12 protein-coding genes and 1 riboswitch are annotated in these 17,158 nt (G+C 33.1%); of the genes, 7 read left to right on the top strand and 5 right to left on the bottom strand.

Annotated elements, in window-relative coordinates; genetic code table 11:
- Positions 1-1,153 (bottom strand): ribonuclease R family protein (locus ACTTG8_RS07845; RefSeq protein WP_442561573.1); only part of this gene is annotated, 1,153 nt, incomplete at its 3' end.
- A 107-nt stretch (positions 1,154-1,260) separates the two neighbouring features.
- The gene (gene secG, locus ACTTG8_RS07840) at positions 1,261-1,497 is read right to left on the bottom strand and encodes a preprotein translocase subunit SecG (protein WP_442561572.1); all 237 of its coding nucleotides are present in this window, start codon (positions 1,495-1,497) and stop codon (positions 1,261-1,263) included.
- A gap of 163 nt (positions 1,498-1,660) precedes the next feature.
- Here secG and ACTTG8_RS07835 point away from each other — a divergent pair, with 163 nt between their 5' ends.
- The gene (locus ACTTG8_RS07835; protein WP_442561571.1) at positions 1,661-3,016 is read left to right on the top strand and encodes an MATE family efflux transporter; all 1,356 of its coding nucleotides are present in this window, start codon (positions 1,661-1,663) and stop codon (positions 3,014-3,016) included.
- Between the two features lie 6 nt (positions 3,017-3,022).
- On the opposite strand, the gene ACTTG8_RS07830 is transcribed toward ACTTG8_RS07835, so the two are convergent.
- Positions 3,023-3,757 carry an ECF transporter S component gene (locus tag ACTTG8_RS07830; RefSeq protein ID WP_442561570.1) on the bottom strand — a complete coding sequence of 245 codons (735 nt, stop codon included), beginning with the start codon at positions 3,755-3,757 and terminating at the stop codon, positions 3,023-3,025.
- A gap of 140 nt (positions 3,758-3,897) precedes the next feature.
- A riboswitch (FMN riboswitch) is annotated at positions 3,898-4,019 on the bottom strand.
- Between the two features lie 449 nt (positions 4,020-4,468).
- On the opposite strand from ACTTG8_RS07830, the gene ACTTG8_RS07825 reads away from it, so the two are divergent.
- From ACTTG8_RS07825 to nspC, 6 genes are read left to right on the top strand one after another with little or no spacing between them, the layout of a single operon-like run.
- The gene (locus ACTTG8_RS07825) at positions 4,469-5,920 is read left to right on the top strand and encodes an aminotransferase class I/II-fold pyridoxal phosphate-dependent enzyme (protein ID WP_442561569.1); all 1,452 of its coding nucleotides are present in this window, start codon (positions 4,469-4,471) and stop codon (positions 5,918-5,920) included.
- Positions 5,921-5,956: 36 nt separating this feature from the next.
- Complete coding sequence (locus ACTTG8_RS07820) at positions 5,957-6,376, top strand: DUF5301 domain-containing protein (RefSeq protein WP_442561568.1); 420 nt, start codon at positions 5,957-5,959, stop codon at positions 6,374-6,376.
- A gap of 48 nt (positions 6,377-6,424) precedes the next feature.
- Positions 6,425-6,733: a hypothetical protein gene (locus ACTTG8_RS07815; RefSeq protein WP_442561567.1), complete on the top strand. Its 309-nt coding sequence runs from the start codon at positions 6,425-6,427 to the stop codon at positions 6,731-6,733.
- Positions 6,734-6,761: 28 nt separating this feature from the next.
- Positions 6,762-7,640 carry a polyamine aminopropyltransferase gene (speE, locus tag ACTTG8_RS07810; RefSeq protein ID WP_442561566.1) on the top strand — a complete coding sequence of 293 codons (879 nt, stop codon included), beginning with the start codon at positions 6,762-6,764 and terminating at the stop codon, positions 7,638-7,640.
- Positions 7,640-8,899 (top strand): saccharopine dehydrogenase family protein, encoded by a 1,260-nt coding sequence (locus tag ACTTG8_RS07805; protein WP_442561565.1) that lies wholly within the window; start codon positions 7,640-7,642, stop codon positions 8,897-8,899. The genes speE and ACTTG8_RS07805 overlap by 1 nt, the downstream gene beginning before the upstream one ends.
- Positions 8,851-10,149 (top strand): carboxynorspermidine decarboxylase, encoded by a 1,299-nt coding sequence (nspC, locus tag ACTTG8_RS07800; RefSeq protein ID WP_442561564.1) that lies wholly within the window; start codon positions 8,851-8,853, stop codon positions 10,147-10,149. The genes ACTTG8_RS07805 and nspC overlap by 49 nt, the downstream gene beginning before the upstream one ends.
- Positions 10,150-10,274: 125 nt before the next feature.
- Here nspC and ACTTG8_RS07795 read toward each other — a convergent pair whose 3' ends face one another.
- On the bottom strand, positions 10,275-14,606 hold the full coding sequence (locus ACTTG8_RS07795; protein WP_442561563.1) for a hypothetical protein: 4,332 nt from the start codon (positions 14,604-14,606) through the stop codon (positions 10,275-10,277).
- Positions 14,599-17,158, bottom strand: a 2,560-nt coding sequence (locus ACTTG8_RS07790) for a hypothetical protein (protein WP_442561562.1), incomplete at its 5' end; no start/stop codon positions are given. The genes ACTTG8_RS07790 and ACTTG8_RS07795, both read right to left, overlap by 8 nt.

Genomic DNA, 17,158 nt, shown 5'->3' with positions numbered 1-17,158 from the left:
TTACATCAGAATAATTCATTCTATGTGCCGTTTTTATCGCAGTTTCAGCTATACTATGAGAAATTACTTCTCCGGTTTCATTTATGTCCATAAGGCAGGAAAGCGTCAGTCTTAAGGTATCTTCGTTAAGAGAGCAGATTCCGTTTGAAAGTTCTTTAGGGAGCATAGGTATTACCTTATCAACAAGATAAGCACTGGTTCCCCTCTTTATAGCCTCCTTATCAAGTGCAGAGCCTTCTTTTACATAATGTGTTACATCAGCTATATGTACTCCCAGATGATATATTACCTCACCGTCACTTTTTACTTCTTTAGATACACTTATCGCATCATCCAAATCTTTAGCATCTTCACCATCTATCGTAACTATTTTAATTCCTGTCAAATCAAGTCTGTTTTTAATAGAAGTCTTTATTACCTTGGACGGAACTTTTTTCACTTCTTCAAGCACTTCTTTAGGAAACTCTTCCTCTATTCCATAAGATTTTGCTATGGACAGAATATCTACACCCTTGTCATTTTCAGAACCGAGAACCTCTATAATTTTCCCCTCAGGACTATGCTTTTCATCACCATAGTTTGTAATCTCTGCAACTACCTTATAGCCTTTCGGAACATCTTTACACTCATTTTTAGGAATGTATATATCCGAGGTAATCCTAGTATTATCAGGCACTACAAAGCCAAAATTCCTACTTCTTTCAAAAGTACCTACAACAGTAGTAACAGCTCTTTCTACTATTTTAACTACCTTTCCTTCCCTGCTTTTGCCCCTACTTTTATAAGAAAGTTTGACAGTTACCGTATCTCCATCAAAGGCATTGCTTACTTCTGAGGCAGGAATGAATATATCTTCCTCTCCCTCTCCGGTTCTTAAAAATGCAAAGCCCTTTCCGGTTGACATAAAAATTCCTGTAACAAGATCTGCATCAGGCTTTTCATATTTTCCTGCATTATTTTCTACAAGTTTTCCTTCTTTTATAATATCATTTAATATAAGCTGCAAATCTCCCCTCTCAGCCTTTGGCACCTGAAACAAAGAGGCTATATCCTTAAACTTCATAGGAATATAATCCTTTCTTGCAAAAAACTCCTCAAGTACCTCTCTTCTTTCCTTCATCTTCTTTGTATATTCTTTAACAATCTTCGCCATCTATCTCACCCCTTTCTCAAAAAAAATAAACTGCTACAAAGCGTGTAGGCAGGATAAAACCTGAAACAACATACTATGCAACAGTTAAAAATTTCTTCTTCTACTTATTACCACTTCATATTAAGTACGAATGATAACACTATGAAACCAACAGCAACTATTGTGGTTGCCTTATTAAGATTACCCTCCATAGAACGGCTCTTATTCTTGCCCCAATAGGTATCAGCCATACCACTGATAGTACCAAGCCCCTGCTGCTTACCTTCCTGTAAAAGTACTATAGCCGCAAGTGCAACACATATAATACAATAAATAACTGTAACAACAATTCTTAATGTAGACATAACTACCTCTTCCTTTCAAAACATATCTCCAGATACTTTATCACATTTTTAACAATAATTCAAGACTATAAAAATTTTCAAACTATAAAACCCTGTCATATCTTTGTTTCATTTTTCCTATTCATAATTTTATGTTATAATAACTTCGGAGGATATGTGAACTATGGAAACATCAAGAGAAAAAACTAAAACTATATTTAATAATATACTTAAGCTTGCCATACCGGCAGTGATAACCCAGATAATAAACACCATCTATGCAATCGTTGACAGGATTTTTATAGGAAAAATCCCCGGTATCGGTTCAGATGCATTATCAGGTATTGGCGTATGTTTTCCTATCCTGATATTAGTTACTGCATTTTCACAGCTTATTGCAATAGGCACATCCACCATAGTATCAATGCATAGAGGAAGTGGAAACAAAGATAAAGCAGAAGAATCAGTAGGGAATGCCATTACATTATCTATAATTACCGCAGCTACACTCTTTATAGCTCTTGAATTTTTTATGAATCCTATACTTCTGTTCTTTGGAGCCAGCAACAAAACATTGATATATGCCAACATGTATTTAAAAATTTACCTTGTTGGAATATTTTTTCAAATCTTAATACAGGTATTTTCGAGTTTGCTTATTTGTCAGGGGTTTGCAAATGAATCGATGACAGCCTGTATTATAAGTGCGTTTACAAATATAATTTTAGATTATCTTTTCATTATAACCTTAAATTACGGTATAGCCGGAGCTGCTGTTTCCACTGTAATATCCCAATTAATCGGTGTGTTCATTTTAATCTTGTATATGATAAAATCCGGTAAAAATGAAAAGCTTAAAATCAGGATTAAATATTTTAAATTAAAACCTCACAATATCAAAATGATTTTATTATACGGTCTTTCTTCTTTTACTATGACATTTACTGAAGCCAGCATTCATGCAGTATATAACAGAACACTACAACTTTATGGCTCTGATATGTATATAGCTGCTATGGCTATAATGCAAAGTCTGATGCAATTAATTTCTGTATTCTCAGGTGGATTGTCCCAAGCAGTCCAACCTACTATAAGCTACTATTATGGCGCAAATGACAGCTCCGGAGTAAAATCAGCATACAAAATAGGGTTGATTTCACATCTTGCAATATCAATTATCTGTAGCCTAACTCTTATATTAACAAGAAGCATTACTGCAAAAATCTTTACAACAGAGTCATCTATAATCAATATTATTATTAATTATTTTCCTATTTATTTATCCGGATGGATATTTTTTGGAATACAATCAGGAGCACAATGCTTTTTTGTCGGAATTGGAAAAACAAGCTATTCTATGCTACTTGCAATCTTACGAAAGATTATACTGCTTATTCCGCTAATGCTTATACTACCATCAATAATTGGAATCACCGGAGTCTTTCTTGCAGAAGCTGTATCAGATATAATCTCGGTAACATTTTCAGGATTACTCCTATTTATCACAAGAAAAGATATCCTGAAAAATATTACCACATAAATACTCCTACAAGCCCTTTCCCATTTTAATTAAACTACTTAATTTATGGTAAATAAGCACTGTTATTATAGAAACTATACCAAACTTAATTATATTAAAAGGTGCTACCAGTATAAGGCAGAATAAAAGCACACTCTCCACCATAGGATTTACCGCAGTTCCGGCTGCTATAATCTTATCTATTCCACCAAAAGCCGCCGCATAAAACGGAAGTAATATAAAGGCATTTACAAGACAGCCTATAGTTGTAGTTGTAATTACACCTGTTATAAGCCCGGCTATCGCTCTTTTCTTAGTTTTCTTTGCATAATACATAATTGAAGCAGGAATTATAAAGCCTGCACCTACTACAAAGTTACCAAATTCACCCACAAAGGCAGAACTTGTTCCCTTAATAAATAAGTGAAGAAGTATTTTTATAAACTCTATAACCACACCTGCAACAGGACCCATAGCAAATGCTCCCACTATAACAGGTACCTCACTCAAATCAATCTTATAAAATCCCGGCGCAATAAACGGTATCGGAAATTCAAAAAACATAAGTACTGCGGAAATTGCCGAAAGCATAGCTACAAGTGCAATATACTTAATTTTAAATGACCTGTCAGCTTCATTCTTATTAAACATTTTTTGTGCTGCAAAAGCTAGCACAATTAATGCTGCCACTACTGCAAGGGTTATGAGTACCATGCCCATATTTTCCATTGCTGTTTTTTTCAAACCACCTAATAAAACCATATTTTCCTCTTTCCGCATTCCAATAGGTATCTATAGAAACTGTGTAACCTTCCCCTAAAATTTTCTTTAAAAGAAAAAATCCCGACCTTTTGGTCAGGGCTGATTACACTATAAAAATATAAGATAAGTCTTATATCCTATAATTTCTTCTTTCATCCAGACTTTACTGTCGGTATCGGAATTGCCTAAGCTCACCGATTCTTGCAAAATGCTCGCGGACTTTACCGCCGGTCGGGAATTTCACCCTGCCCTGAAGAATGCTGTTAAATTTTAATATCTATATGTTAGACTAAACTACTCTGTCTGTCAAGAAGGAATTTTAGCGGAAGTATTGACACCACTGCTTATTGATGATATCATTAATCTTACATAAATGCGTGACTTCTCATGCAGATATCAGACCAAATTTATATTGCCTTACGGACAGGCGGTCACTTGCCGTAGTGGTTATTCCACATTATTGATAGGGTTTAAAGCCCAAATTTTATAAGTTGATTACTCTACAATCATTATCATCTTGTGAAACATCAATAAGAGCAGCAACCTGATATTTGCTGAAATACTCTGAATGAAGTTATTGCACTTTTTTATTTTAAATTTTCGTGCAGCTCAAGGTGATTGAGCTGCATTTTTATTTAATATGAAATTTCTCTCTAAGAGATGTATAATTTCCTACAATGCAGTATATTTTATATATATGAGGAAAAATAAATGGATATTAGCAGACAGCAGAGAGCTCCCATTTGTGAGGCTCTTGAAACCTTTAAGAAAAAAAGAGTAGTGCCTTTTGATGTGCCGGGTCATAAAAGAGGGCGTGGCAATCCTGAATTAGTAAAACTGCTCGGTGCTCAATGTGTAGGGCTTGATGTAAACAGCATGAAACCTCTAGACAATCTCTCCAATCCGGTTTCTGTTATTGCTGAGGCTGAGGAACTAATGGCAGAGGCCTTCGGTGCTGCTCATGCCTTCCTTATGGTTGGTGGGACTACTGCCTCCGTACAGGCTATGGTACTTTCTGTCTGCAAAGCTGGTGATAAGATAATTCTTCCTCGAAATGTACATAAAAGTGTGATAAATGCACTCATACTCTGTGGTGCAATTCCTGTCTATGTAAAACCGGAAATCCATCCTGTAATCGGAGTGGCTCTCGGAATGGAGATTGAGGCTGTAAAAGAAACCATAGACAGTAATCCTGATGCTGTGGCTGTCCTTGTTAATAATCCAACCTACTATGGCATCTGCTCAGACCTTAAAAGTATAACTGATTATGCCCACGAAAAAGGGCTTAAGGTTCTCGTAGATGAGGCACATGGAACACAGCTTTATTTTGGAGCAAATCTTCCAATGGCCGGAATGAGAGCCGGTGCCGATATGGCTGCTATATCAATGCATAAATCAGGTGGAAGTCTTACACAAAGTTCTATCCTACTTACAGGCAAAAACATGAATGTAGGTCATGTAAGACAGATGATTGGACTTACCCAGACTACATCTGCAAATTACTTATTATTATCAAGCCTTGATTTATCCAGACGAAACCTCGCACTTAGAGGAATGGAGAGTTTTGCCAAGGTTGTAACTATGTCTGAATATGCAAGAGCTGAAATAAACAGCATAGGCGGTTACTATGCTTATGGAAAAGAACTTATAGACGGTAAAAATGTATTTGATTTCGATGTAACCAAGCTTTGTGTTTATACCAAAGATATAGGACTTACAGGAATTGAAATCTACGATTTACTTCGTGATGAATACGATATACAAATAGAATTCGGTGATATAGGAAATATTATGGCTTATATCTCCATTGGCGACAGGTTGCAGGATATAGAAAGGCTTGTCGGGGCTCTTGAGGATATAAAGAGGCTTTATGCAAAAGAAAAAAGTGGACTCGCCTTTGTGGATGCAGTAATTCCGAAAGTAGTTTCAAGTCCTCAGTATTCATTTTATGCTGAAAAAGAATCAGTTCCTATCAAAGAGTCTTATGGCAGGGTTGCCGGTGAATCTGTTATGGCATATCCTCCCGGCATTCCTATCCTCGCACCGGGAGAGCTGATTACAAAGGATATTGTTGACCACATACTCTATGCAAAAGAAAAGGGATGCAGTTTGCAGGGTACAGCCGATCCTGAGGTTAAAATGCTGGAAGTACTTATAGATTAGTTTCTTTACAGACCTTAGTAAACAAGGAGAAATAGTATGAAAAAATATATTAAAGTAACATTAACTATAATCTGTATATTTATTTTAACTGCTTGTGCAAAGGATAAAAAAATAGTCCTTCCTCAGCCTGAGGATATAATGGCTATTGAAATAAAAGAAAATACTTCTGAAAATGTTAAAAAAATAACAGATAAAGAAAAAATTTCAAAACTGATTAATGAAATAGCAAATAATTCAAAGTTTACCAATTATGACAGTCTCAGTGAGTGTCCTGCCAACATTGACAAATATATTATAATCGAATTTGAATTTCATGGACAAAGTAATACCAAATACTTCAGTACAACATATCTATACGAAAAAAGGGGTAATACATACATAGAACAGCCTTACGAAGGAATTTGGAAGTTAAACAATGAAGTATTTAACACCATCAGTAATTACCTTTCAGAATAATGTAAACTAAAATATCCAATACGATTTTAAAATTTTGGGAGGAATATTATGAATAATATTAAAAATAATATCGGCAAATATATTGGAATCATTCTTAGTGCCATTTTACCGATAGTAACTTTGATGTATTTTAACAACATTTACCTAGGTCATCCATACGGCTGGCTGTGGTGCGGTTTTTATGGCTGTATTCTGATTTGTATTTTTACTAAATCAAAAATTTATAAGGCAATAGCTATCATTGCAAATTTGGCGGCAGTCTTAATGTTTACTGCCGGGGCATTTATGGGAGGCCTTTACTGGCTGTGGATAATTTTTATTAATCTGCTTATTCCATTTTACTACTTTTGGTATTAATCTCTCTCAATCATAGAAAGGATGAACAATGTCTGATTATACAACTATTCATGTATTTGAAGAATTCACTGAAAATGTAAGCATGGACATCGGTGTTGAGAAACAGCTTTATAGTGCAGAAAGTGAATTTCAGAAAATAGAAGTTTTTCAGTCGCATGAATTTGGCAGATTCCTTATGCTTGATGGAGATATTATCTTCTCCGAGGCAGACGAATTTGTATACAATGAAATGGTAGCTCATGTTCCGATGTCAGTACATCCAAATGTTAAAAAGGTTCTTATAATTGGTGGTGGTGACGGTGGAGTAGCCAGAGAGCTTATCGCCTATCCTGAAATAGAACAAATTGAAGTTGTAGAACCTGATGAACAGATGGTCGAGGTATGTAGAGAATTTTTTCCTGATGCTGTTAAGGGCTTTGACGATAAACGAGTCCATATTACTCATCAGGACGGACTTCGTTTTTTAAGAGGTAGGAGAGCCGAATATGACCTTATTATCAATGATTCTACCGATCCGTTCGGACATACTGAAGGGCTTTTCACCAAAGAGTTTTACGGTAGCTGTTACAAGGCTCTTAAAGATGACGGAATTATGGTTTATCAGCATGGAAGTCCATTCTTTGACGAAGATGAAGAGGCATTTAGGGCAATGCACCGAAAGGTATACACCAGTTTTCCTATAAGTCGAGTGTATCAGGCTCATATTCCTACCTGTCCTTCCGGTTATTGGATGTTTGGCTTTGCAAGCAAAAAATATCATCCTATCACCGATTTTAAGCCTGATTCATGGAAAAAACGAAATATAAAAACTTGGTACTACACAAGCAACCTCCATGTAGGAGCATTTATGCTGCCTAAATATGTTGAAGATATATTAGAAGAAGAAGAAAATAAAGGAGAAAAATAATGTCAAGATTACTTATTATTGGCTGTGGGGGAGTCGCACAGGTTGCAATCCACAAATGCTGTCAAAACAGCGATGTATTTACTGAAATTTGCATAGCAAGCAAAACAAAGTCTAAATGTGATAACCTTAAGGCTGAGCTTGAAGGTAAGACTAAGACTGTTATTACTACTGCTGAAATAGATGCTATGGATGTAGAAAAGACCGTAGAACTTATCAATAGCTACAAACCTGATGCAGTCCTTAATGTGGCTCTCCCTTATCAGGATCTCGCTATAATGGATGCCTGCCTTAAGGCAAATGTTCATTATATCGACACTGCTAACTACGAGCCTGAGGATACAGAAGAGCCTGAATGGAAGAAGGCCTATGAAGAGCGTTGCAAAGAAAAAGGATTTTCTGCACTTTTTGATTATTCTTACCAGTGGGCTTATGCAGATAAATTTGAAAAAGCAGGCCTTACTGCCCTTCTCGGCACAGGATTTGATCCCGGTGTAACCAGTGTATTTGCTGCATATGCCAAAAAGCATTATTTTGACAGGATAGATACTATCGACATTCTTGACTGTAACGGTGGTGATCATGGGTATCCTTTCGCTACTAACTTCAATCCTGAAATCAACCTTCGTGAAGTATCTGCTCCGGGAAGTTATCTTGAAAACGGCAAATGGGTTGAAATACCTGCCATGAGTATTAAGCGTGAGTATAATTTTAAAGAAGTTGGGCAGAAAGATATGTACCTTCTTCACCACGAGGAGCTTGAGGCACTTGGCAGAAATATGCCTGAGGTTAAGCGTATCCGTTTCTTTATGACCTTTGGACAGAGTTATCTCACACATATGAACTGTCTTGAAAATGTAGGTATGCTTTCTACTACTCCTATCAATTATGAAGGAAAAGAAATTGTGCCTATTCAGTTCCTCAAAGCACTTCTTCCTGACCCTGCCTCTCTTGGTCCTCGTACAAAGGGCAAGACTAATATAGGCTGTATCTTTACAGGAATTAAAGACGGCAAAGAAAAAAGCATTTATATCTACAACATATGTGACCATGAGGAGTGCTACAAAGAAGTTGGTAGTCAGGCTGTAAGTTACACAACAGGAGTTCCTGCTATGATAGGCTCTATGCTTGTATTAAATGGACTTTGGAGAAAACCGGGTGTCTTCACTACCGACGAGTTTGATCCTGATCCATATATGGAGGCTCTTAATAAATGGGGACTTCCTTGGCAGGTGGAGGAAAATCCTGTACTCGTGCCATAAACATTTGTAAAATAACATCAGACACAGAGAGATTTTATTTCTCTGTGTCTTTAACTATAAAGGAGTTTATTTTGATTTCCAATAATTACCCTGAATTAAAAAAAGCATTTACCGAACTTAAAACCCCCTGCTATGTGATTGACGAGGCAAAAATAGAAGAAAACTGTAAAATTTTAAAATCAATAATGGACGAGACAGGTGGTAAAATCCTGCTGGCACAAAAGGCATTTTCTGCATTCTATTTCTATCCTCTGATAGGAAATTACCTTGCAGGTGCTACGGCAAGTGGCCTTTTTGAAGCCAGACTCGGTTTTGAAGAAATGAAAAAAGAAAACCACATTTTCTCCCCTGCTTATAAGGACGAGGATATGGAGGAAATCACTAAGATTTGTGATCATATTATATTTAACTCAATAAATCAACTTAAAAAATACAAGAAATATTGTACAGATAGGGGCGTTAGCATAGGAATAAGAATAAATCCGGAGTTTTCTACCCAAGAAGGACATGAAATCTACGATCCCTGTGCAAGTGGCAGCAGACTCGGAATTACCATTAATGCCCTCGAAACTGCTCTGTTAGAAGATTCATCTCTACTAGATGGCGTAGATGGAATCCATTTTCATACCCTATGTGAGCAGGGTGCAGAACCTTTAAGAGATACTTTGGAAGTAGTCTACAAAAACTTTGGAAAATATATAAAAAATATGAAATGGCTGAACTTTGGTGGAGGACATCATATTACTAAAGGAGATTACAACAGAGAACTTCTGATTAAATGTATAAAAGAAGCCAAAGAAAATTTTTGCGTAGAAGTTTACCTTGAGCCGGGGGAAGCTGTTGCTCTCAATGCAGGCTACTCTGTAACTACCATTTTGGATAAAACAACCTCAGGTGATACCACAAATCTCATCTTAGATATAAGTGCAGCCTGCCATATGCCTGATGTTATAGAAATGCCTTACAGACCTCCTCTTTTTACTTCAGGAGAAGTAGGTGAAAAAAAATACACATACAGGCTTGGGAGCTGTACCTGTTTATCCGGCGATATAATTGGCGATTTTTCTTTTGATGAAGAAAAGAATATTGGAGATATACTTATCTTTGGTGATATGGCAATCTATTCATTCGTAAAAAACAATACCTTTAACGGTATGCCTCTGCCTGATTTAGCCGTACTCAAGAAAGATGGACAGGTCAAAAACATAAAACAATTTGAATATAAAGATTTTAAGGAGAGGCTATCGTAACATCTCTTATACCCTTATGAATTCCTTAATTGACTGAGTATGTGAAACTTTTGCTGTAATCAAAGACTCCATTTAATAGCTTAATGCTAATAAATGGAGTCTTTTTTGCAGGACTTCTATTAAAACTATTGGATCTTATCTATAAGTATCAATCTATGCAATACCGACAAATTCACATTCTTCAACAATTTAACTTCATCATAACCTACTATGCTGAATTCAATCTCCAAACTCTTATTTTTGGGGGCTAATGCATATTCTTTTAATATGTCACTATTTTGATATGTAACATTTTGACCATCAACAATTCTTATCTCTATCCTATCTGCATACCTAAATGCCTCTGCACAATTTGAACACATTAACATCGGTATTCTGCTATCTCCAACTTTAATTTTTTTGATATGTAGTGAAGATGCTTTACTTAATACTATTCCCTGACATACAGGACACTTATCACTACCATATCCTTTAAAATAATGTCTCGAAGTTTTATTACTATTGAATAATATAAGTGATTGACATAGTTTTTTCTTTATTTTTTCCGGATCAATGCTATATTTTTTCTTATTGACAGGTATACATAACTCATCATTAATCTTTATTTTCAGATTTTCTTTTTCATCATCATTAATGATCTCAACATCATCGTTCTCAAAATAATCTATATCCTTATGTGGAACTACACTCTCATAATATGTACATCTGTCTGGTTCTAGTTTGGATACATCTATTTTACATACTTCTTCCAACATAGCTTTCATATAGTTTTCATGAAAAAGTACAATTATATTTTTATATTTTTCACCTTCTTCTGCTTTTCCATAGCAATATTTATACTCTGAAAAATCTGATTTTTTATATATTTTAACATAATCTTTGATAAATGTTTTAAGCCCCTTTACAGGTAGTTCTTCCTCTCCCTGTTTCATCGTTATTTCATATGAATCCATTGTAGCTTGATCTGATCTATCTCTAACATTCTCTATCAAATCTTCTGCTGTTGTAAGATTCTCGAATTGGAAAATTAAGTTCTTTTTAAATGATATATCAACGCCTTTTACTTCTCCATTCTCATCTTGTTCTGCACTTTTACTACTAATATTTTCCTTATACTCCTTCAAAAACTCTTTATAAGAATCATTCCACAATGGAGCAATCTCAACATTTAATTTATTCAAGATGTTTAGCAAGTCAGCTTTATTATCAGTTGTTGCATCATTATCCAAATATCCTTTTATTACACCAACTATATCTCGAACATCTGTTGGATATAATACGCTATAGCTTGCCTCAAATACCTCGCATGCTTCAGATCTAGAATAAAAATCTTCTTTTTTCAAAGCATCTTGTAGCCTTTCTAAAAAAAATAGTTTTTGCTCTATACCTTCTGTTGGAAGATTTACATTGCAAATAACCTGCTCATTACAGATAGTTCGTGTATCATAACTATAATATAGTTTTTCCTCTTTATCCAAAATGCGATACTTGAATTCTCCATCCTTTACAGCATACTTATATGAAACATATCCCTTTTCCAATAGGCTCAAAAAAGAGGTATTTTCAAGCAAGTCTTCATTATATACACCTTCTAGAGCATTTTGCTTTATCACTTCATTCTGAAGACTATTTATATACTCAAATGTTTTCTGTATAAATAAATCTTCTGAATAACTCCCTTCTTTTTCAATATATAATTTTGACCTCAGATCCTTAAAGACATCTTTGCAACTTTTACTAAAATCTAATTTATTATCTATACGATTTATAGCATCTTCAATTTTATCTTCATAATAAGATAATGAAGTGAACTCATCATTGTTTTGCATATGTCTTATATATATTGATTGAAACTTTACATCTGAGTGTACATTAAAGTCAAAAACATTCGGATTTTCACATATAGTTTTGCCCAGATAGTACTTTTTCCATTTATCCTGTTTTTCCTGTGTTTTGCAAAAATAATTAAGTGTACCTTTATCACATAATAACTTCTTTTTCTCATTATCCTCAGATTCCAAAAAACCATCATCCGTATATAAATAATCCTCTAAACCAGCATCTAACACACCTTTGGTATCCTTATTTTTGATATAATAAGAAAGATTTGATTGTTCGCAGGGTTCACCTAATATATTATCTTCATACGCCTCAATAATACTACTTAAATTTAAAAACTCGCTTTTCTTCTCATATGTATATCCCTCCATATATTCTTCAAAATCAGTATTTTTAACATCGAAACTATATATATTGGTTTCACTTCCTAAATATAACTGAAATATGAAACCTAATGCCTCTTCCTTTTGATTATCATTTTGTGTCAGTAACTTGGTATTATCATTAAACCACTTTAGAAACTTAATTTGATTATTTGATTCTTCTTTCATTAAACATTTTTTATACTGTGACAAAAAATAATCCTTTACAAACTCAAAATCGTAACCATCTATTAAACATATCCTATATAAATCTTTATAATCTTTTACATACTTTTTTTCTTTATCCTTATCATCAAGATATTGTAAATAACTATTATCTTGCTCTGAGTTTTTAGTATCATCTATATATTTATACAAATACTTTGGTAATAAATATTTATCTAATTCATTAAAGCAGGTTTTTGAACTATCAACACATTCAAACACTTCAGCAAATAAGAAACAATATTTTGAGATGATTCCGTTTTCATCCAGACTAACCGGAAGATACCGGTATGGCTTATCAATTTTATTTTCAATCATACACTCTTCATACATTTGTCTTAAGATTGATTTTTTTCTTATCTCACCTTCTCTTTCAGCAGGACAACATTTTGTTTTTATAAGTTCATTCCAGTATGTTTTGTTATTACTATCAGTATTAAATAAATTGGTACGTGAATCTGTTAATTCAAACAGTGGTATGTTAACATAAAAAGGTAATTTTAATTTTGTCCCAGTCTCAATAGGTAGGGTACAATAAACATATTTTTCAGGTTCTTCACCTTCACTAAAATCAGCAAATTGTCCAAAACATTTTTCACTATGATTTATTACAACCTCTTGTTCTTTTACCTTCAAATCTTTTGGAAACAGCATAGTAATAATTTTTTTTCGTCCCCTAAAGCGACTATCCTCTGTTTCAAGCTGTTCCTCATTTACATCAAAAACATATGTCTTCTTGTAGAATTTATTATCTATATCGGTAGAATTTATTATCTCTTTTTCTTCTTCTACTTTTTCTTCTACAAATTTTACTGTATTTATTTTATCCATCAAAAACAGATATCTTGTCTTATCTTTAAACTTGATTACAATATCATCTATTTTATCTGAATAATAGAATTTTATAGTAGTAAGTCCTTTATCTTCTTTTGATGTCGAATCGAATTCTGGTATAGGATTTGAGAATCTTTTTCCACCACTATCTTCTGGTACTTTTTCAATTAAAAACTTTGTAGGATTATTATTATCTACACCAACTTTCCAAAATTGGTCACGATTTAAAACACATCCTACTCCCCTACTCTCAATTTCAACCTTGTAGAAATACTGGTATACACTCTTAAATCCCGTTCCTTTATGTCCTTCTGTTTCACCACCTCGTCCTGTCGCAACATTTCCAGAATTTCCCAGTGTGCATATTGCATAAAAATCTAATACTGAAAATCCTCTCTCTGGATACGATAGAGAGATAAATTTTTCTTCTTTATCATGAGTAATGATTAATTCTTTTTTCTCTTTTATTTTCTCATTAATATCAATATGGTCATAAACATTTTGTAACAGCTCGTTAACGACAATATTCTCTTCTCCTTGCTTATTTGCATGATCCTCACCTTCTGTAGATGAATCCTCCCCATTTGCACATATTTGCTTTAATATTTCTAACTTTTCAGTAATTCCATCAATTTCTTCACCCTGCTCATCCTTTTCAAAATTAACATAGCAATCATTAACAGTAGTTTCTCCAAGATAATTTTCTTCTCTATTTTCTTCTCTACTTATTTTTTTCCCTTTAACAATATGTGCTAGATATCTTTTTTTATCTTCATCTAAATTTTCCACTCCGACATTTCTTATCGAATTAATTTTCTCTTTTTCTTTATTTATTAGATTTGTTGCAATTAATGTCTTATCTATCCCATCTAAGCAAGCATTTATACTTTCAGTAATATTTTTATTATCTAGTAAAATAACTATTGAATTTTTGCTGTCCCTAAAAAAAACAAATCTATCTTCATTAGTATCAGCTTTAAAAAATTTAATCTTTATTTCTTCAATATGCTCATATTGATCAAATATAACTTTAAATTTTTCATACTCCTCATTAATCTTATCTTCTCTTTTAAGAAAAATATCCTCCCACTTAGGCTCATTGTCTGATTTAGATTTAGTAATATGAAGAATCACATCATTTTCTCGTATTCCCATTAACCCACTGGATTTACTTATTCTATTCTGATTACTACTCATTCTGAATCCCCCTCCTAATCAAGTTTCTTATTTCCGTATCCCACAGGTCAGGTAATAGTCGCATAGTGTGTGTTTCTTTTTTTTCCTCTTTATAATATCTGATAAGCCCCAGTTTCTCTAACTCCTTATTATTCGTATCATCTTCACATTTTATTACAATATCATAGATATCTGCATTATAATTAGATGCTGCATCAAACCAGTCAATTGAACCTGCCGTTTTCTCATCTTCACTATTATCATTATTTTTAACTGAGCTAATAATTGAAAAAAAGTCAATAAAGTTTTGTATATTATTGCCCTCCTTAAGATGTCTAATAATCTCATCATTTTCAATTTTATCATCATTTCCAATTTCAATAATACTAATAGAATCACCATAAATCTCTTTAAGCTTATTATACAATTTAGTTTCTTCACCAAAAAAATTATTATCAATTATTTTATACTTTTCCCCTTTTGGAATATATTCAATACTTTTTTCAAGATATACAAAAACATTTTCTCCTGTTCCTACACTTATATAACTTATTTCGTCCTTATTAGTCTTTATTGGAATTATTTCCAAATTAGTTGATTTTGTGACATAATTATTTTTATCCTTGCCTTTAGATAGTTCTTCAATTATTTTTTTTGTAGCATTTACTCTCTGCGATGATATATTAATCAAATTATTTAGTAATTCATATCTGGGTTTGGCATCAATAGTAATTATTTTTTCTTCGCCATCCACACTAATAGACTCAAATATCAGCTTTCCTTTCTGATATTCACTAATTCCCATATTCACTGCTTTCTTGATTTGTTCATCGTCAAATTCATTGTAATCTACATATATTCTTTCCTCAAATTTACATTTTCCCAAAACATCTTTAAATACATCATGCATAAATCTATCTAAGACAAATGCCTTGGAAGCAGAAACATATTCATTGTTTATTTCATTAGCATTGTATATTTTAAATATATCAATATTATCCCTATATTCGTTATACACATCACATAATTTTTCGGAATTTTGGCTCTCTTTTTCTATTTCGTCACAATATGCATTAAGTCTACTTACATCTGCTGAATATTCCTCTTTATCATAGGAAAAAAAATACTTTCTTTTTTCATTATCTTTTTCAAAATCAGGAAGATATCTCAATACCTTAATACTATCCTCATCTCTTATTTTTTCATAAAAACATTTCAATGCACTAGAATTATCTTCTTGAGTAATAAATGTATTTTTCAAAAACAATTCATTCCAAGAAATCCATCCATTACCTTCTTTTTTAATAAACTCCTCATTATTTGGAGTGGCAATACAGCCCCTATTTTCCGTAAGTTTTATCGGAATATTTATAATAATAGGTGCTCTCAATACCACACTGGTTGGCATAAACGAATATAGTTTCCCCGTTATTTTATTATCACTATTTTCTTTTATGTTTTCTACAGGGCAAGCTATTGTAATTGTATATTTTTTTAAATCATCATCTGCCTCATCATACTCATTATTATCTAAAAAAACATTAGGATATCTGCCATTATATGTATCATAATCAACTTGAACATCCTTATTTAAACAAAATAGCTCGATTTCGCCTATATTGTTATCTCCATAGTAGTATTTAATTTCCACCTTGTTAGTATTCTTTTCGTTATTTTTTCGTATTATTTTTAATACTTTTTCTCCTTCACAAATTTCCATTTTATTTATTTTATTGGTAAATAAAATAGGACAATTTTTTATAATATTTTGTTTCGATATAGTAGCAGTAGCCTTATCATCACCTTCAAATATAACACCATAATTCTTGGCAATATCATTAAAAGTAATACTTGCAACTTTACTTTCTTGTTCCTCTGTTTCTTGTTTTTCATCTTTTGTCTCAATGTTATCACTTTTTTCTACTGCTACTTTAATTTTATCCTTTAAAGTCATTACCATTGTTGTACCAGAATGTTCGTTACTAATAGGCTCGATTAGATTAGGTTGAATTTCATCTGATTTCAGGCTAAAATTAAAACCATTGCTATATATTTTTACTTCATCACAACATGAAAAAATAGTATGAAACCCTCTTCCCTTTTCACCTATAAGTTTCTTCTGCTTTCTTCTCCTAACTTTTGCGCTTTCACCTATTGTTGTAATTGAGATAATATCAGAATTGGTCATTCCATTTTCCGGATAACTAACTGTCATCTGTTTCTTTGTCTGATTCTGCTCATTATCACCATTAGTAATTTCCACTCTAAAACATCTCTCAACTTTATCAGGATAATCACAATCATCCGCATTTTGCACCAATTCATAGAGAAATCGAAATTTATCATCATTAATATGAGCTGCAGTATGAAGTAACTCCTTCTCAAAATTCTTATCTTTTATTCCATTTTTTCTATAATTATGTAAGCGTGCTATAAATGCATTTTTATCGTTCTTCTCTTTACTAATATTCTCTTTACTAATATTCTCTTCACTAATATTCTCTTCACAAAAGTGTTCTTCTATATAAGCAGCAGCCTTATCATAATCTGTAACTTTTTCATCTTCTTTACTA

Source organism: Catonella sp., assembly GCF_052173895.1.
Lineage (GTDB): Bacteria > Bacillota > Clostridia > Lachnospirales > Lachnospiraceae > Catonella.
Note: the sequence above shows the minus strand (reverse complement) of the source record. Positions and strands in the feature narration are given on the sequence as shown.